Origin of the sequence: Sphingobium sp. B1D7B (assembly GCF_025961965.1) — a bacterium.
In the GTDB taxonomy this organism is placed as follows: Bacteria; Pseudomonadota; Alphaproteobacteria; order Sphingomonadales; family Sphingomonadaceae; genus Sphingobium.
In genome coordinates, this window is sequence record NZ_JAOQOR010000001.1 from 1,694,493 (window position 1) to 1,710,474 (window position 15,982).

A 15,982-nucleotide genomic window follows, 5' to 3' on the forward strand; every position below is an offset into this window, starting at 1 on the left:
CCATGGGCGATCGCCGCGTTGACCCGAATCAGGGCGCGGCCGATGCCGCCGCGCCGATCGTTTCCTTCCAAGATGTCTCTTTGACGTTCGGGACCGGTGTCGAGGCCCTGCGGGGCATTAATCTCGATATCCGCCCCGGCGAATTCATCAGCATTTTGGGGCCCTCGGGCTGCGGCAAGTCCACCTTGCTGCGCATCGCCGCCGGCCTGATCGACTATACTGACGGCGCGCTCCATGCGGATCGCTCCCACATCGCCTTCACCTTTCAGGATGCGACGCTGCTGCCCTGGCGCACGGTGCGCCGCAATGTCGAGCTGCTGCTGGAATTGCGCGGCGTCGGGCGGGAGGAGCGGCGCCGGGTGGCGCAGGAGAAGATCGCGCTGGTCGGCCTGAGCGGCTTCGAGGAGCAATATCCCAAGCACCTTTCGGGGGGCATGAAGATGCGCGTGTCGCTGGCCCGCGCCCTGACCCTCGATCCCACGCTGTTCATGTTCGACGAGCCCTTCGGCGCGCTGGACGAGATCACCCGCGAGCGGCTGAACGATGAAGTGCAGACCCTTCAACTGCGCCAGCAGTTCGCGGCGATGTTCGTGACGCACTCCGTGTCGGAGGCCGTGTTCATGTCGTCCCGTGTCATCGTCATGTCTGCGCGACCGGGCCGCATTGTCGGCGCCTACGACATCCCGTTCCCGTTTCCGCGAGATGACGCGGTGCGCTTCTCGCCGCAATTCGCGGAATTGTGCGGCACGCTCTCGGCGGCGCTGCGGGATGCATCGGGAGGTGTGAAATGACCAAAGCGACCTATTTTCCGCCCCGCGCTGCCCGCACAAAGGCCAGTCCCGCTGCACGCTGGGTCGCGCGACTGCTGCCCCCGCTGCTGCTCGGCCTCCTGCTCGCGGCCTGCTACGCTTATGCGCGCGCCGGTCTTGAGGAGTATCGCCAGTTCCTGATGCCCGGCCCCAGCGAGATCTGGGAAGGCGCCTTTGCTTCGGCCGCCGTGCGCGCGGAACTGCTGCGTGCCGCCGGCGTGACGGCGCAGATTGCGCTCACCGGTCTGGCCGTGTCGATTCCGGGCGGGATGCTGCTCGGCGTCCTCATGTTCCGCTCCTTCTGGATCGAGCGGGCCGTCGCACCCTATCTGGTGGTGCTGCAGTCGATCCCGGTGCTGGCGATCATCCCGCTTATCCAGTCCCTGCTCGGCTTCGGCTTCCTGCCCAAGGTGCTGATCGTCGCCTTGTTCACCTTCTTCGCCATTCCCACCACGCTGCTTCTCGGCCTCAAGAGCCTCGACAAGGGCATTGCCGAGCTGTTCCGGCTGGAAGGCGCGGGCTGGGGCACGACGTTGCTCAAGGCGGGCATCCCGTCCGCGCTGCCGTCGCTCTTTGCCGGCATTCGCATTGCAGCCAGCCTCGCGGTGATCGGCGCCATCGTCTCCGAACTGTTCTTCGTCTCGGGCGATGGCGGGCTAGGCCAGATGCTGGTGAACTCGAAGATCGATTTCCTCTACGAGCAGATGTACGCCGCGCTCATCGTCTCGGCAGTGATGTCGATCGGCGTCTACCTGTTCTTCGGCTGGCTTGGCGACCGGCTCTTCTCTCACTGGCACGATTCGGCCGGGGCGAAGGGATGATGCGGCGGGCACGTCATGCCGTGTTGGCCGCGCTGGCCTTGCTCGGTGCGGGCGCGCAGGCTGCGCCGGTCGCGCAGGGCGCCTTCGCCCGGGAGCATTACCGCACACCGTTGGCCAAGGTCTGCCCCAATCCGGTCGTCGTGCAGCTCGACTGGTTGCCGCAGGCCGAGCATGGCGGGCTGTTCCAGCTGATCGGCGGCGGCGGCAAGATGAGCCAGGGGCGCTACCAAGGCCCGCTTGGTGCAACCGGCATCGACCTGCTGATCCTGGTGGGCGGCAAGGGCATTGGCCTTGGCGATGCCGAGACGCCGTTTTCCGCGCTCTACATGGGCAATAGCCGCGCGGGCCTGCGTCCGCATCTGGCGCTGGTCGATCAGGATAATGCCTTCATCTTCTCCCGCCGCTTCCCGGCTACGGGCGTGGTGGCAATGCTCGAGAAATCGCCCATGGGTCTGTTCTGGGACCGCGCGACCTATCCGCGCGGCTTCCGGTCGGTGGCCGACCTGCGGGCGTTCGCGCAGTCGGGGAAAGGCAAGATCTACCTCTCTACAACCCGGCGCACATTCGGGCGCTATCTCATCAATAACGGCCTGCCCAAGGATGCGGTGCAGGAGGGCTATAATGGCGACGCCGAAACCTTCGTCCTGAATCGCGGGCGCTGGCTCAATCAGGGCAGCATCACCAGCGAGGGCTATCAGTTCGCCCATGGCAAGCGCTGGAACAAGCCGGTCGATTTTCTGCTGCTCTCGGACATGGGCTATCCGCTTTATCCCGGTATGGTTTCGGTCGCGACAAACCGGATGAATGAGCTGGCGCCGTGCCTCAAGGGGCTGGTGCCGCTGCTGCAGCGCGCGCAGGTGGATTATATCCGCGCGCCGAGCGAGGTGAACGACGTCATCTACCGGTTCAACGAGGGCGGCTTCGCGGCGCCCTGGTGGAAGACCTCGCGCGAGTTGTTGGCGGCGGCCTCTGCCGTTTCGCTCTCGCGCGGCATCGTCGGCAACGGGCCGGACAAGACTTTGGGCAATTTCGACATGACCCGCAGCAATGTGCTCCTCTCCCGGCTCAAGCCCTATCTCGACATTCGCGCCAAGCCGAATGTGAAGCCGCAGGATGTGGTGACCAACCGCTTCATCGATCCCACGGTCGGCCTGCGCTGATGCCCGTGATTCTCGATGGCGATGCCACTGCGGCAGCATGGCGCGCGCGGATTAAGGCGCGGGCGGACGAGAGCGCATTCGTGCGGGCGGGGCATCGGCCTTGCCTCGTCACGGTGCTCGTCGGCGATGATGAGGCGAGCCGGGCCTACGTCTCGCGCAAGCATCAGGATTGCGAGGCGCTTGGCTTTGCGTCCCGCCAGATCGATCTCCCGGCCAGCATTTCGCAGGCCGACCTGCTGGCGCTGATCGACATTCTCAACCGGGATGCTGCCTGTCATGGCCTGATCGTGCAACTGCCGCTCCCTGCGCACATTGATGCCGGCGCGGTGATCGAGGCGATCGGCCCGGACAAGGATGTGGATGGCCTCCACCCTCTCAATCTGGGGCGGATGTTGGCCGGTCAACCTGCGTTGCGGCCCTGCACGCCAAGCGCGATCCTCGCTCTGCTGCGTGAATATGATGTGCCGCTGGCCGGGCGCCGCGTCGCAATCATCGGGCGCGGGCTGCTGGTCGGTCGGCCGCTCGCCATGATGCTGGCCGACAGGGATGTCGATGCGGTCGTCACCGTGCTTCATCGCGGCATGGCGGATCTGACGCCTGTGCTGCGCGAGAGCGACGTGATCATCGCCGCAGCCGGCCAGCCCGATCTTGTGCGTGCCGACATGGTGCGACCCGGCGCCTGCGTCGTCGGAGTCGGGATTAGCTATGTGGATGGGCAGATGGTGTCGGACATTGCCGAGGATGTCGCGCAGATGGCCGGCTGGGTGACGCCGCGCCACGGATCGGTGGGGCCGATGACCCGCGCCATGCTCATGCGCAACCTGCTGGACGCGGCGCTCAGCCAGACCTGAGCGCCGCCTGTTTTCCGATGTTCGATTATCCCCGCGCCGGGCCGATGGCCGCGGCGAGCTGGGCCTGATATTCTTCCATCCAGTCGGCATCGGCCGGCGCATTATAGGCGCCACCGCGTGCGCCGTTGACGATCTCGGGATCGTCCACGCCTGGCGGCACCGTGCCGGCATCCTGCAGCGCGCGGGCTGCCTTGATGATGCGCTTGCGGGTCTGCATGATCATCAGGTCGCTGGTGACGAGATGCTCGTTGGAGCGGTCCACGATGTCGCCCATGCTCTCGGTGATATACTGGTCCTGCAGGGTGATGCCGGTCACGCCGGTGAAGCTCACCTCATTCTGCGCGGTACGATCCACCTCATAATCATTCTCGGCATTCTGGGCGAGCTTCCAGCGGCCGAACCAGTCGCTGCTGTTGGGCAGGAAATTGTGGCGGAATTCCAGGCCCGCGATGGTGTTGCCATCCACCGTGGTGCGAAGCGGCTGGGTGCGCTGCACCCAGGCGAAGTTGAAGACCATCGTGTGGCTGTCGTCCATCGGCACCCAGGCATTGGCCGTCACATTGTCCGAGAAGGTGCCGTCCGGAAACAGCGCCCAGAAGGGGAAGATATACTGGCAGATGCGCCAGTAGAGGCCCTCGCCATCGGCAGAGGGGCGATAGGCGCCAGCCATCGTGCCCCAGTCAGTATCCGTCACCTTGAAGTCAGGCGCGCGCTTGGTCACCGCGACGCTGTGCATATTGGTCGCGTCGACGTCCTCATCGGCCACGCTGCCGACATGCAGGAAGCCGAAGTGGCTGGTGTCGATGTCACCTTCCAGCGCCTGCAGCCAGTTGCACTCGCGCTGGGTGAGCGTCACGCGCAGCTCGGCATCCGGCAGCATCGTGGCTTCGATGCAGGGGAGGGGCGGCGGCGTTTCGCGCTCGCCCATATACACCCACACCACGCCGGCGCGCTCGGCGGTGCGATACACCTTGGCGTGGACACGCGGCTGGAATTTGGCGGCGTCGGCTTCGGAGACGTTCGGCATGTCCAGGCACTTGCCGTTCACGTCGAACTTCCAGCCATGGTACACGCAGCGAATGCCGCCCTTTTCGTTCCGCCCGAAGAAGAGCGAGGCGCAGCGGTGCGGGCAGCGATGGTCCATCACGCCGACCCGGCCCTCGCTATCGCGGAAGGCCAGCAGCTTCTCTCCGAGCAGCATCAGGCGCAGCGGCGCGCCGTCTGCGGCGATCTCTGACGAGGCGCAGGCCGGAATCCAATATTGGCGCATGACGGTGCCCATCGGCGTACCGGGGCCAACACGCGTCATCAGTTCATTATTCGCAACCGAAACCATGCAACCTTCCTTCTTTCAGATTTCCGCGAGCGCGTCTTGATTGTCCCAGGCCAGCATCTTGCCGGGGTTGAGCAGGCCCTTGGGGTCGACTGCCCGCTTGAAGGCCAACTGGACATGGTTGACCTGCTTCATGCCGCCTTCCTCGATGGTGTAGACATGCGGGTTGAACTGACGGCAGCCGCGCTGCTCATGATAGGCCATGATCTCGTTCAGTCGCTCCTCGGTGGTGAAGCGCACCATCTGGATGGCCGAACAGCTTACGGCCGGGCCGCTGCGGGTGAACTCGAGGTGGAACATCACCTCCTCGCCGAAATGGCGCTGGAGTTCGTCCGCCAGTTCCACGCAATTCTGGGCCGGCAGCAGCGTTTGCAAATAGGTCAGCGTCGGGTCGACCTTGAGCGCCTGCAGCGTCGTATGGTTCCAGCACAGTTCGTAGAGCGGCACGCGCTTGCCCGTGGCAGGCGCGGTGCGGCTATCGTGCGCGATGCGTCCGCCATAAGCGGCGACGAGCGTCTCGAACCCTTCCCAGGACTGGCTGGCGACCATCACGAGCGCGCAGGCTTCATCGGCACCGACATATTGCGCGATCGGGCGCAGATAAGTGTGGGCAATCGGTGGGGCCATCACCCCGCACTGCTTCTTCACCAGGCCCGGACTTTCGGCGAACGCCTTGCCGAAGCGGGCCGCGCTCAGCAGATCGTCGAACGTGACGACCGCGTCGATCCACAATTGCGCATTGGCGAGCGGCAATTCCAGTTCCGTGATGATGCCGGTCACGCCATAGCTGTGGTTGAACTTGGCAATGTCCGCGCCGCGCAGTTCCAGCACGCGCGGTTCGGCTTCCAGCGTCACGAGCCGGGCGCCGAGGATGTTGCCGGTCTCCCGCAGCATTCCCCAGTTGATCGAGCCGACGCCGCCCGATCCGCCGGCAATGAACCCGCCGACGGTCGCGACGGTGCGAGTGGAGGGGTGCAGCCGCATTTCATAGCCATGCTCGGCCAGTTCCTGATCGAGCGTGATGAGGCGCTTGCCGGCCTGCACGCGGCACACGCCATCCTTCACCCACAGGAGCTGGTCCATCGCGCGCATGTCGAGCAGGGCGCCGCCCCTTATCGGCATGGCCTGGCCGTAATTGCCAGTGCCGCCGCCGCGCACCGTCAATGGCACGTCATGGGCGTAGCAGGCGGCGGCGATTTCCTGAATGTCGGCTTCGGACCGCGCTTCCAGCAGCACGTCGCCGGTCACATCGGCGAGCTGGCGCTTGAGGATGGGGCTGTACCAATAATAGTCCCGGCTCATCCGGCGCACCGCTGCGGCATCGGTGATGACCTTCGGCCCCTTCAGTGCGGCGATCAGACCATTCAAGTTCATAGGCTTCGATTCCGTTTCAATCCTGCGCGGCGCCGGGGCGGATCGCAATCATCCTTGCGCTCGGTCGAGCATTAGTTATACATAAACTGCTTACTAAGAGAAGAGGGGAATCTCGGATTTGCGCGTGCGGGTCGTAGATTGGGTCGCCGAAATAGGGCAGAAACGCAGCGGTGGGCGCGATGGCGGCCAGCGCGTTCCTGCGGTTTTGAGGGATAAAGGCAATGCTTGAATATTGGCAGGATATGACGACGCGCGACTTCCAGTCCGTGGATGCCGCGCGCGATATTGCCCTCATGCCGGTCGCTGCCATCGAGCAGCACGGGCCGCATCTGCCGGTCTCTGTCGATGCCGACATCAATGCGGGTGTCGTCGCGGCCGCAGCGCGTCACTTGGCGGACGGCGTGCGCGTCGTCGCGCTGCCGATGCTCGCCATCGGCAAGAGCAATGAGCATATGGCCTTCCCCGGCACGCTGACGGTGGGGGCCGAGACGCTGCTGCGCTACTGGATCGATATCGCCGAGTCCGTCCTGCGCGCCGGTTTCCGCAAGATCGTGGTGCTGAACTCGCACGGTGGCCAGCCCCAGCTTGTCGAGATTCTGGTGCGCGAGCTGCGCGTGCGTCACGGCGCTCTCGCCGTCTCCGCGAGCACCTATGGCTTTGGCGTGCCGGAGGGCCTGTTCAGCGAGGACGAGCTGCATCACGGCATTCATGCCGGCGCGGTGGAAAGCTCGATGATGCTCCACCTGCGTCCCGATCAGGTGAAGCGCGAGCTGATGGCCGATTTCCCCTCTACCGGCCCGGCGATTGCGCGCGATTATGATGAGCTTCGGCTCGAAGGCGCGGTGGGCATGGGCTGGATGACGCAGGACATCAATCCGGACGGGGCGATCGGCAATGCCAGCCTCGCCAATGCCGATCATGGCGCCCAATGCCTCGACCATGCCGGGCGCGGCCTCGCGCGTCTGCTTGCCGATGTCAGCCGCTACCCCTTGCCGGAGTCCCGCGCATGAATCCCGCCGTCTATCTCTCCCGTGCGACCGAACTGCAGGCGTTCCGCATCGCGCCGACCGACACCAACTATTTCGTCATCCTGCATGACAAGGCCGTGCCCGGCTTCGAACATGTGTGCGTGGTCGAGATTTTCGAGCCCGGCGGCAAGACCCCGCCGAACAGCCACAAGGCCGCCTTCGAGTTCTTCTACGTGCTGGAAGGGGAAGGGCGGGCGACCTGCGATGGAGCCAGCGTGTCGCTCAGCCGGGGCAGCGCCATGCTGCTGCCGCCCGGCGGCCTGCATGTCATCGAGAATACCGGGCCGGGCAAACTCTACACGCTCACTGTCATGACACCCGATGAAGGCTTCTCCGACCTCATCCGCTCTGGCGTGCCGGTCGATCTCGATGCCAGCGATATCGCTCTTCTCTCAGGAGACGCATGATGCCGGACCAGACAGCCTCCTATCATCGCCTCGGCAGCTCGCCGCGCCGCGCGTGGCAGGTGAATGCGCAGGAGGCCATTCTCGCGCAGGGCGACCAGCCGCGCCGCGTTGTCGCCTGCGAAGCCGCGCCGCAGAATCTGCAGATCGATCTGGCGCGCACGGCGATTGTCGTGGTGGATATGCAGAACGACTTCTGCCACCCCGATGGCTGGCTGGCCTCGATTGGCGTGGATATTTCCGCCGCGCGCTCGCCCATCGCGCCGTTGCAGGCGCTGCTGCCGCGTCTGCGCGCAGAGGACGTGCCCGTCATCTGGCTCAATTGGGGCAACCGGCCGGACCGGATGAACCTCAGCCCCTCGGTCCTCCATGTCTACAAGCCGGATGGCACCGGCACCGGCCTTGGCGATCCGCTGGCGAACGGGGCGCCGGTTCTGGAAGAAGGGAGCTGGGCGGCGGCCGTGGTCGACGAACTGCCGATCGCCCCGCAGGACGTGTGCGTCTCCAAATATCGCATGTCCGGCTTCTGGGACACGCCGCTGGACAGCATCCTGCGCAATCTGCGGGTCGATACGGTGCTGTTTGCGGGCGTGAACAGCGACCAGTGCGTGCTGGCGACGCTGATCGACGCGAATTGCCTGGGCTATGACTGCGTGCTGCTCACCGATTGCGCGGCGACCACCTCGCCGGCCTTCTGCGCCGAGGCGACGCTCTACAATGTGAAACAATGCTTTGGTTTCGTGACCGATTCGGCGGCCCTCGTCGCCGGCATGGACGCGGCGAGCGGGCAGGCGCGCGCGTGATGGAGATCAACAAGCCCGCCGTCCTCGCGGAGGTGACCGCGCTTGTGGATGCATACGAACGCGCGCTGGGAGACAATGACATCGCCATGCTGGATGGCATGTTCTGGCAGTCGGACCGCGCGGTGCGTTATGGGGTTGGCGAATGCCTGTACGGGATCGAGGAGATCCTCGCCTTCCGCAAGGCGCGAGCGGGCGGCTCGCCGCCTCGGACCATCCGGCGCATGGAGATCACCACCTTCGGCGATGATTTCGCGACCGCCAATGTCGAGTTCCAGCGGATCGGCGGCGAGGTCATCGGCCGCCAGAGCCAGAGCTGGGCGCGGCTGTCGGAGGGATGGCGCATCGTCTCCGCCCATGTCTCGCTGCAGGGAAGCGGCCACTGACGGCACGCCCCCGCGCGGACTGACTTCAGAAGCCCGCCGCCTTGCCGTCGCTGCGCGGATCGCTCGCGCCTTCCAGCTGCCCATCGGCATGGCGGACGATGGCGCCGGCATGGCCCATCATCGCCGTCATCGGTGCGACCAGCTCCACCTCATGCCCCGCCGCGCGAAGCTGCGCATAAAGCGCCGGGTCGAAGCGATCCTCCAGCTTGAGTGATGTGCTCTCTTCCCCCCATGTCCGGCCGAGCAGCCAGCGCGGGGCGGAGATCGCCTGCTGCAAGGGCACGCCGAAACGGGCGTAGCGGCTGAACAAAGCGGCCTGCGTCTGCGGCTGGCCTTCGCCACCCATGGTGCCATAGGCCATCACCCGGCCGTCATCGAAATGCGCCAGCGCGGGATTCAAGGTGTGGAACGGCTTGCGGCCGGGCTTGAGGGCATTCCACCCCTCGTCTGCAAGACGGAAAGAGCAGCCGCGATTCTGCCATGTGATGCCGCTCTGCGGCAGCACGAGGCCAGAGCCGAACTCGAAATAGGTGCTCTGGATGCAGCTCACCACCTGCCCGCGGGCATCGGCGGCGGCGAACCAGCAGGTATCTCCGAGGGCCGAGGGGCGCGGCCAGGGCATGGCGCGCGCCGGATCGATCGCCTGCGCCATCCGGTCCAGACTGGTCGCGTCATCGAGCAGAGCCTGCGGATCGATCTCCATGAAGGCCGGGTCGCCGACATGCGCATCGCGGACCAGAAAGGCCTGCTTGGTCGCCTCCACCAGTCCGTGCAAATGCGCGAAGCTTTCGGCCTGTTCTGCTGGCAGGCGGTCGAACAGCGCCAGGATCAGCAGCGACGCGAGGCCCTGCGTCGGTGGGGCGGTGTTGTAGAGCATAGCGTCGCGCAGCCGCACGGAAAGCGCGGCGGGCGAGGTCGCGCGGTGGGCTGCCAGATCCTGCGCCGTCACCGGGCTACCCAGCCGCGCGAGATCATCGGCGATCCGCTCGGCCAGCGCGCCGCGATAGAAGCTGTCCAGCCCATCCTCGGCCAGCATTCTCAGCGTCGCGGCCAGTTGCGGCTGGCGCAGCGTGTCGCCCTCGCGGAGCGGGCGGCCCTCCGGCTCGAAGATCGTGCGATAGGCGCCCGGCACGCTTGTCACCTCGTCCGATTTGCTCGCGGCCAGTTCGGCGCCGCCGGCGGTCACCGCCACGCCCTGTTCGGCATGGGCAATGGCGTCCGCGAGCAGGCGGTTCAGGGGGAGCGGAGAGGGCAGCGAGGACCGCGCCAGATCCCATCCGGAGACCGTGCCCGCCACGGTATTGGCGGCGAGCGGCCCGCGCCAGGGAATGGCCGACAGGCCGGCATAGGCATCGCCTAGCGCCCGAGGACTGCGCCCGCAGGCGTCGATGGCCCAGACCCGGCCGTCCGGCTCGTGGATCAGCCAGAAACCATCCCCGCCGATTCCCGTCATGTGCGGATAGACCGCGGCGAGGCAGGCGGCGGTGGCAATCGCGGCCTCGATCGCCGTGCCGCCGTCCCGCAGGATGGACAGGCCGGCTTCGCTGGCCAGATGGTGGGGCGCGGTAACCATTCCATTGCTGCCGTGGGCACTCTCTTGCATGGTCATGGTCCTTTCCGATCAGCGCATCCCGTCCGCTGCGGCCGCACTAGTATGCATCTTCTGCATAACTTTCAACTTCACCTCGTCCAAGCCCATGTCTATGCTCCGGCCCGGTTCGTGCCACCCAGCCTCCTGCTTACCGGAGAGATGCCATGCTCAAATCCCCTCTCGCGCTGCTCCTTGCCATGTCGGCGCTGGCCAGTCCGGCCATGGCAGCCACCGTGGATGCGCGGGCGACCGGTGCCATCGAGCAATCCATCAAGCAGAGCACGCCGGACCTGATTGCGCTCTACCGCGATCTGCACGCCAATCCCGAGCTAAGCCTGGCGGAAACCCGCACGGCCGCGCGGCTGGCGCAGGAAATGCGCAAGCTGGGGCTGGAGGTTACAGAAAAGGTTGGCGGGACCGGCGTCGTCGCCGTGTTGCGCAATGGCGAGGGGCCGGTGGTGCTGATCCGTGCGGACATGGATGCCCTGCCGATGAAGGAGCTGAGCCAGTCGCCCTTCTCGAGCACCCGTGAGGCGCAGTATCAAGGCAAGACCACATTCGTCGCGCATAGCTGCGGCCATGATCTGCACATGGCCTGGTGGGTCGGCACGGCGAAAGCGATGCTCGCCATGCGGGGCCAGTGGCGCGGGACGATGCTGTTCGTCGCGCAGCCGGGCGAGGAAAGCGGGCAGGGCGCGCGCAAGATGGTCGAGGACGGCCTGTTCACGCGCTTCCCCAAGCCCGATTACGGCTTTGCGGCCCATGTCGGCAATGATCCCGTCGGGCGGATCGTGGTCAAGCAAGGCGCCTTTACCAGCAATTCGGACACCATCCGGATCACTTTCAAGGGCAAGGGTGGTCACGGCTCGATGCCGAGCCGCACCATCGATCCCATCGTGATGGGTGCGCGCTTCGTGATGGATGTGCAAACCGTGATCAGCCGGCAGAAGGATCCGTTTGAGTTCGGGGTCGTGACGGTCGGCGCGTTTCAGGCGGGCTCGGCGGCCAATATCATCCCGGACACGGCATCGCTGGCCCTGACGTTGCGTTCCTTCTCGCCGGAGGTTCGCGAGCAGCTGGTCGAGGGCGTGAAGCGCACGGCACTCTCCGTCGCGACCATGTCGCAGGCGCCCGAACCGGTGATCGATCACAGCAGGGGCGCGGCATCGGTCATCAATGACGATGATCTCGCTGCAAAAACCGCAGCTGCCCTGCGCACGGCGGGGTGGGACGACATTGCGCTGATCCCGGCCAGCGCGCCGGGCGGCTCGGCCAGCGAGGATTATTCGGAACTGGTGTCAGCCAGCGGCATGCGCTCGGTCTATCTGGGTGTCGGCGGCTATCTGCCGTCAGTCATCGCGGATTATGCCAAGCGCGGCGAGCCGCTCCCAACAAACCACTCGCCCTACTTCCTGCCGGACGCCGAAAGCGCCATCCCAACGGCCATACGCAGCCTGTCGGTCGCGGCCCTCTCGGTGCTGGGCAATCCCAAATAAGCCTGGTGCGCGGGATCAGACCCGCATCGGCATCAGCACGTAAAGCGCCGGCGCCTTCTCATTCTCGCGGATGAGCGTCGGCGCGGCGGCGTCGGCGAGGTGGACCTCCACCGAGTCGCCTTCGACCTGCCCGAGAATGTCGAGCAGATAGCGCGCGTTGAAGCCGATCTCGATGGGCGCGGCGCTGTAGTCGCCGGGCACTTCCTCGGCGGCAGTGCCGTTTTCCGGGCTGGTGACGGAGAGGGTGATCTTGTCCTTCTCCAGCGCCATCTTCACGGCGCGGGTCTTCTCGGTGGCGATGGTCGCGACGCGGTCCACGCCTTCCTCGAAGCTGCGCGGATCGATCTTGAGCAGCTTGTCGTTGCCGGTCGGGATCACGCGGCTGTAATCCGGGAAGGTGCCGTCGATCAGCTTGCTGGTCAGCACCGCATTGCCAAGGTCGAAGCGGATCTTGGTGGGCGAGAGGTCGATGCGCACGCTGCCATCCACTTCGTCGAGCAGCTTGCGCAGCTCGGCGATGCATTTGCGCGGAATGATGATGTCCGGCATGCCCTCGGCGCCATCGGGGCGCACGACCGTCACGCGGGCGAGGCGGTGGCCATCGGTCGCGGCGGCCTTCAGCACCGGGGCGGGGTCTTCCGCGACGTGCAGGAAGATGCCGTTCAGATAATAGCGCGTCTCCTCGGTGGAGATGGCAAAGCGCGTCTTGTCGATGATCTGGATGAGCGAGGCGGCCGGCAGCTCGAAGCTGGTGGGCAGCGCGCCTTCCGCGATTATCGGGAAGTCGTCGCGCGGCAGCGTCTGCAGGTTGAAGCGGGCACGCCCGGCCTGCACCAGCATCTTGCCCTCGGCAGCTTCCAGGCGGACCTGGCTGCCCTCGGGCAGCTTGCGCGCGATGTCGAACAGCGTGTGGGCCGAGACCGTGGTGGCGCCCGGCGTTTCCACCTGCGCCTGCACATTCTCGACGATCTGCAGATCGAGGTCGGTGGCCATCAGCTTGATGGCGCCGTCGCCGGTCGCGTCGATCAGCACGTTCGAGAGAATCGGGATCGTGTTGCGCCGCTCCACGACCGACTGGACATGGCCGAGGCTCTTCAGGAGCGTCGCACGTTCGATGGTGGCCTTCATCCCTCTGGTGTCCGTTTCTTATCCGGTTGATGGAGTCGGAGCGAAGGAGTCCGCTCTTGGAGCCTCATTCCTTATCGAAATTGCCGCATGGGGCAAGTCGCCCCGAGAAAAAAGCGCGTGTCCACCCGGCGCCGTCTTGTGTTCGCGGGCGCGTTACGCTTTGTCCGGCGGCATGACGCTCACCCGCCCTGTCCGCGCGCTCGCTCTGCTGCTGATCGGCGCCGCGCTTGCCGCGGCCGGGAGCGCGCGGGCGCGGGATGTGCTCGGCGTGTTCGAGGGCTGGGGCGCGTTCCGGGATCCGAACGCCCAGCGCTGCTTTGCCATGGCCCAGCCGATGGCCGGGGGCTGGGAAGCATCGCCCTGGCGCCCGTTCGCCGCCATTGGCTACTGGCCCCGCGCCGGGCTGCGCGGGCAGGTGAATATTCGCCTCAGCCATCAGCTGGCCAAGGATACGCACGCGGTTCTGTCCCTCGGCGGCAGGCAGTTCGCGCTGGTTGGGTCCGAAGCGGATGTCTGGGCGGCGGACCCAGCAAGCGATGCGGCAATCATCGCCGCGATGCGCACCAACCGGACGATGAGCATATCCGGGCGGGCGCGGGCCGGCGGGCGCTTTACCGATCGCTATGCCCTGGGCGGTGCCGCCACCGCCATCGACGCGGCGGCGCTGGGCTGCGCGCGGCGACGTTAAGCGCTGCTTTCCCGGTCCCGCCACGCGTTGACAGCGCTCTTGTTGCATTGCAGCATGCGGCGCATTGTCCGGGGAGACCATGCTTCATGTTCTATCGCCACGCCCTAGGGGCAGTCATTGGCTGCCTGATCGCCGCCCCACTGGCTGCGCAACTGCCCGACCCATCCCCTGAGCGGATCAGTGCCTGGTGGGGCCATGTCGAGGAACTTGCCAGCGATGCCAATGAAGGGCGCGGAGCCGGCACGCCGGGCTATGATCGCGCGGCCGATTATGTCGTCGCGTCCTTTCGCGAGCTTGGGGCGCGGGCGGCAGGAACGGACGGCTATTTTCAGCGTGTCGATCTGGTCGAGCAGCACTTCGATCAGCCGGCGAGCACGGCGGTGCTCAAGCGCGCGTCGGGCGATGTGGTTCTGGCGACCCCGCAGGATCTGTTCTTCCGTGGCAACACGCCCATGCCGGCCAGCATCGACGCGCCGCTCGTCTTTGCCGGCTATGGCCTCTCCATAGCTGAGGCCGGTCACGACGATTTCGCGGGGATCGACGTCAAGGGCAAGGTTGTGGTCGTACTCTCCGGCGGCCCGGCCGACATTTCGGGCGCGCTGAAGTCGGATGCGCGCTCGGCGCGCGCGAAGCTGCTCGCTGAGCGGGGTGCCTTGGGCATGATTGTGCTCACCACCCCCAAACAGGTCGAGATCCGGTGGGAGCGGCAGGTCGGCAATGCGAGCCTCTCCTCCATGTATCTGGCCGATCCGGCGCTGCGCGATGTCTCGGTGCCCTTCATGATGGCAACCCTCTCGCCGGAAAAGGCCGGTCTGCTGTTCGAGGGCACGGGGCAGAGCTTCGAGGCGCTGTCCGCCCTGTCGGACGCATCCGCGCCGCTGCCCGTCTTCGATCTGCCGGCCCGTTTTGCCGCGACGATTAAGGCGACCCAAAAGCCGCTCAGCAGCAACAACATCATCGCGGTTCTGCCCGGATCGGACCCGGCACTGGCCTCGGAATATGTCGTCCTTTCGGCGCATTTGGATGGCTATGGCATCGGAGCGCCGGTCAATGGCGATGCCATCTATAACGGGGCGTTCGATAATGCCGTCGGCGTCGCCAGCATGATCGAGGCGGCCAGGGCGCTGGCGGCGGCGCCCAGGAAAACCCGCCGCTCGATCCTGTTCGCCATCGTCACGGCCGAAGAGAAGGGCCTGCTCGGCTCGCGCTATTTCGCCAGTCGTCCGACGGTGCCGGCCGGATCGATCGTGGCGAACATCAATCTGGATATGCCGCTGCCGATCTTTCCGCTGACCAGCATCACGCCCATCGGCTATGAGGAGAGCACCCTTGGCGCTCATGCGCAGGCGGTGAGCGAGGCGATGGGCCTGCCCATCGTCCCGGACCCCAAGCCGGATCGCAACGTGTTCATCCGGTCGGATCAATATAGCTTCATAAAGCAGGGCATCCCGGCGCTCTTTCCCAAATATGGTTTCAAACTCGGGACGCCGGAAGAGGCGGTGGAGGCCGCGTGGCGCGCGAACATCTACCATTCTCCCCAGGATGATCTTCTGCAGCCCGTCATGAAGGCCGAGGGCGTGAAGCTGACCGACTATGTGATTGCGCTCACCCAGCGCGTCGCCAACGCGCCGGAACGCCCGCGCTGGCTGGACAGCAGCTATTTCAAGCGCTTTGCGAACTAGGGAGCCCGCCGTCAGTCTCGTTTGCGGCGGACGATCGCGTAGGTTTTTGGGGCGAGATGGAGATCCCACTGCTGGCCCTGCGCATCGCGCGCGTCATCGACCTCCCAGCGATTGTCGTCGATGTCGAACTCGATCTCGTCCCAGCTCTTGAAACCCGCGTCGTGCAGCACGGCAGTGATGGCCTTCGCCTCCTCCGGGGTCGGGGCACGGTCCGCGGCGAAAGCGGGCGTCGCGCAGGCGAGCGAGGCCAGGGCGGCGAGGGGGAGCGGGACCGTGAACTTCATGGATCAATCCTCCGATAGGCGCCGAAGGACTCCACGGCGAATGGCGTACGTGGAATGATGTGCCTCGGGCGCGATGGGGCGTCCGACATCACGCTTGCCAGCAAGCGCCAGAGGGGCCCGGACGACCAGAGCGTAACGGCTCCTTGC

General features: G+C 65.9%; 16 protein-coding genes. 11 read left to right on the top strand and 5 right to left on the bottom strand.

All coding sequences use genetic code 11. The features are described 5' to 3' along the window. Positions 1-80: 80 nt before the first annotated feature. The 4 genes from M2336_RS07665 to M2336_RS07680 are packed head-to-tail and all read left to right on the top strand — an operon-like array spanning position 81 to position 3,641. Positions 81-791 carry an ABC transporter ATP-binding protein gene (locus M2336_RS07665; RefSeq protein ID WP_264592771.1) on the top strand — a complete coding sequence of 237 codons (711 nt, stop codon included), beginning with the start codon at positions 81-83 and terminating at the stop codon, positions 789-791. Beyond that, positions 788-1,630, top strand: coding sequence for an ABC transporter permease (locus M2336_RS07670; RefSeq protein ID WP_264574553.1), 843 nt, complete (start codon positions 788-790; stop codon positions 1,628-1,630). Before M2336_RS07665 ends, M2336_RS07670 begins: the two co-directional genes overlap by 4 nt. Continuing rightward, positions 1,627-2,790, top strand: a complete 1,164-nt coding sequence (locus M2336_RS07675; RefSeq protein ID WP_264574554.1) for a hypothetical protein — start codon at positions 1,627-1,629, stop codon at positions 2,788-2,790. Before M2336_RS07670 ends, M2336_RS07675 begins: the two co-directional genes overlap by 4 nt. Beyond that, entirely contained in the window at positions 2,790-3,641 is an 852-nt protein-coding gene (locus tag M2336_RS07680; RefSeq protein ID WP_264574555.1) for a bifunctional 5,10-methylenetetrahydrofolate dehydrogenase/5,10-methenyltetrahydrofolate cyclohydrolase, read from the top strand. The genes M2336_RS07675 and M2336_RS07680 overlap by 1 nt, the downstream gene beginning before the upstream one ends. Before the next feature lie 25 nt (positions 3,642-3,666). Here M2336_RS07680 and M2336_RS07685 read toward each other — a convergent pair whose 3' ends face one another. After that, positions 3,667-4,977: a Rieske 2Fe-2S domain-containing protein gene (locus M2336_RS07685; protein WP_264574556.1), complete on the bottom strand. Its 1,311-nt coding sequence runs from the start codon at positions 4,975-4,977 to the stop codon at positions 3,667-3,669. 15 nt (positions 4,978-4,992) lie between these two features. Further along, positions 4,993-6,348 (bottom strand): FAD-binding oxidoreductase, encoded by a 1,356-nt coding sequence (locus M2336_RS07690; protein ID WP_264592772.1) that lies wholly within the window; start codon positions 6,346-6,348, stop codon positions 4,993-4,995. Between the two features lie 221 nt (positions 6,349-6,569). Between M2336_RS07690 and M2336_RS07695 the strand changes: the two genes are divergently transcribed. Genes M2336_RS07695 through hpxZ form a run of 4 tightly spaced genes read left to right on the top strand, consistent with a single transcriptional unit; the run spans position 6,570 to position 8,966 of the window. Further along, the gene (locus tag M2336_RS07695) at positions 6,570-7,358 is read left to right on the top strand and encodes a creatininase family protein (RefSeq protein WP_264574558.1); all 789 of its coding nucleotides are present in this window, start codon (positions 6,570-6,572) and stop codon (positions 7,356-7,358) included. After that, on the top strand, positions 7,355-7,783 hold the full coding sequence (locus M2336_RS07700; protein ID WP_264574559.1) for a cupin domain-containing protein: 429 nt from the start codon (positions 7,355-7,357) through the stop codon (positions 7,781-7,783). The genes M2336_RS07695 and M2336_RS07700 overlap by 4 nt, the downstream gene beginning before the upstream one ends. Beyond that, positions 7,783-8,583, top strand: a complete 801-nt coding sequence (locus tag M2336_RS07705; RefSeq protein ID WP_264574560.1) for a cysteine hydrolase family protein — start codon at positions 7,783-7,785, stop codon at positions 8,581-8,583. Before M2336_RS07700 ends, M2336_RS07705 begins: the two co-directional genes overlap by 1 nt. After that, positions 8,583-8,966 carry an oxalurate catabolism protein HpxZ gene (gene hpxZ / locus M2336_RS07710; protein ID WP_264574561.1) on the top strand — a complete coding sequence of 128 codons (384 nt, stop codon included), beginning with the start codon at positions 8,583-8,585 and terminating at the stop codon, positions 8,964-8,966. The genes M2336_RS07705 and hpxZ overlap by 1 nt, the downstream gene beginning before the upstream one ends. Positions 8,967-8,991: 25 nt before the next feature. On the opposite strand, the gene M2336_RS07715 is transcribed toward hpxZ, so the two are convergent. Beyond that, positions 8,992-10,569, bottom strand: coding sequence for a gamma-glutamyltransferase family protein (locus M2336_RS07715; RefSeq protein WP_264574562.1), 1,578 nt, complete (start codon positions 10,567-10,569; stop codon positions 8,992-8,994). 152 nt (positions 10,570-10,721) lie between these two features. Here M2336_RS07715 and M2336_RS07720 point away from each other — a divergent pair, with 152 nt between their 5' ends. Continuing rightward, the gene (locus tag M2336_RS07720; protein ID WP_264574563.1) at positions 10,722-12,053 is read left to right on the top strand and encodes an amidohydrolase; all 1,332 of its coding nucleotides are present in this window, start codon (positions 10,722-10,724) and stop codon (positions 12,051-12,053) included. A 15-nt stretch (positions 12,054-12,068) separates the two neighbouring features. Here the strand turns inward: M2336_RS07720 and dnaN are convergent, their stop codons facing one another. Next, entirely contained in the window at positions 12,069-13,181 is a 1,113-nt protein-coding gene (gene dnaN, locus M2336_RS07725) for a DNA polymerase III subunit beta (RefSeq protein ID WP_181558834.1), read from the bottom strand. Between the two features lie 172 nt (positions 13,182-13,353). On the opposite strand from dnaN, the gene M2336_RS07730 reads away from it, so the two are divergent. Both M2336_RS07730 and M2336_RS07735 read left to right on the top strand, forming a co-directional pair. Further along, on the top strand, positions 13,354-13,869 hold the full coding sequence (locus M2336_RS07730; protein ID WP_264574564.1) for a hypothetical protein: 516 nt from the start codon (positions 13,354-13,356) through the stop codon (positions 13,867-13,869). 86 nt (positions 13,870-13,955) lie between these two features. Then, positions 13,956-15,551, top strand: coding sequence for a M28 family metallopeptidase (locus M2336_RS07735; protein WP_264592773.1), 1,596 nt, complete (start codon positions 13,956-13,958; stop codon positions 15,549-15,551). A gap of 11 nt (positions 15,552-15,562) precedes the next feature. On the opposite strand, the gene M2336_RS07740 is transcribed toward M2336_RS07735, so the two are convergent. Beyond that, a complete protein-coding gene (locus M2336_RS07740; RefSeq protein ID WP_264574566.1) occupies positions 15,563-15,835 on the bottom strand; it encodes a PepSY domain-containing protein in 273 nt (90 codons plus the stop codon). Positions 15,836-15,982: the final 147 nt, after the last annotated feature.

Excerpts from the sequence above, each read along its gene's own strand:
- M2336_RS07670 (WP_264574553.1), top strand. The coding sequence starts at position 788 with ATGACCAAAGCGACCTATTTTCCGCCCCGCGCTGCCCGCACAAAGGCC.
- M2336_RS07690 (WP_264592772.1), bottom strand. The coding sequence starts at position 6,348 with ATGAACTTGAATGGTCTGATCGCCGCACTGAAGGGGCCGAAGGTCATC.
- M2336_RS07705 (WP_264574560.1), top strand. The coding sequence starts at position 7,783 with ATGCCGGACCAGACAGCCTCCTATCATCGCCTCGGCAGCTCGCCGCGC.
- M2336_RS07720 (WP_264574563.1), top strand. The coding sequence starts at position 10,722 with ATGCTCAAATCCCCTCTCGCGCTGCTCCTTGCCATGTCGGCGCTGGCC.
- M2336_RS07685 (WP_264574556.1), bottom strand. The coding sequence starts at position 4,977 with ATGGTTTCGGTTGCGAATAATGAACTGATGACGCGTGTTGGCCCCGGT.
- M2336_RS07695 (WP_264574558.1), top strand. The coding sequence starts at position 6,570 with ATGCTTGAATATTGGCAGGATATGACGACGCGCGACTTCCAGTCCGTG.
- M2336_RS07735 (WP_264592773.1), top strand. The coding sequence starts at position 13,956 with ATGTTCTATCGCCACGCCCTAGGGGCAGTCATTGGCTGCCTGATCGCC.
- M2336_RS07715 (WP_264574562.1), bottom strand. The coding sequence starts at position 10,569 with ATGCAAGAGAGTGCCCACGGCAGCAATGGAATGGTTACCGCGCCCCAC.
- M2336_RS07680 (WP_264574555.1), top strand. The coding sequence starts at position 2,790 with ATGCCCGTGATTCTCGATGGCGATGCCACTGCGGCAGCATGGCGCGCG.
- M2336_RS07700 (WP_264574559.1), top strand. The coding sequence starts at position 7,355 with ATGAATCCCGCCGTCTATCTCTCCCGTGCGACCGAACTGCAGGCGTTC.
- M2336_RS07730 (WP_264574564.1), top strand. The coding sequence starts at position 13,354 with ATGACGCTCACCCGCCCTGTCCGCGCGCTCGCTCTGCTGCTGATCGGC.
- hpxZ (WP_264574561.1), top strand. The coding sequence starts at position 8,583 with ATGGAGATCAACAAGCCCGCCGTCCTCGCGGAGGTGACCGCGCTTGTG.
- M2336_RS07675 (WP_264574554.1), top strand. The coding sequence starts at position 1,627 with ATGATGCGGCGGGCACGTCATGCCGTGTTGGCCGCGCTGGCCTTGCTC.
- M2336_RS07740 (WP_264574566.1), bottom strand. The coding sequence starts at position 15,835 with ATGAAGTTCACGGTCCCGCTCCCCCTCGCCGCCCTGGCCTCGCTCGCC.
- dnaN (WP_181558834.1), bottom strand. The coding sequence starts at position 13,181 with ATGAAGGCCACCATCGAACGTGCGACGCTCCTGAAGAGCCTCGGCCAT.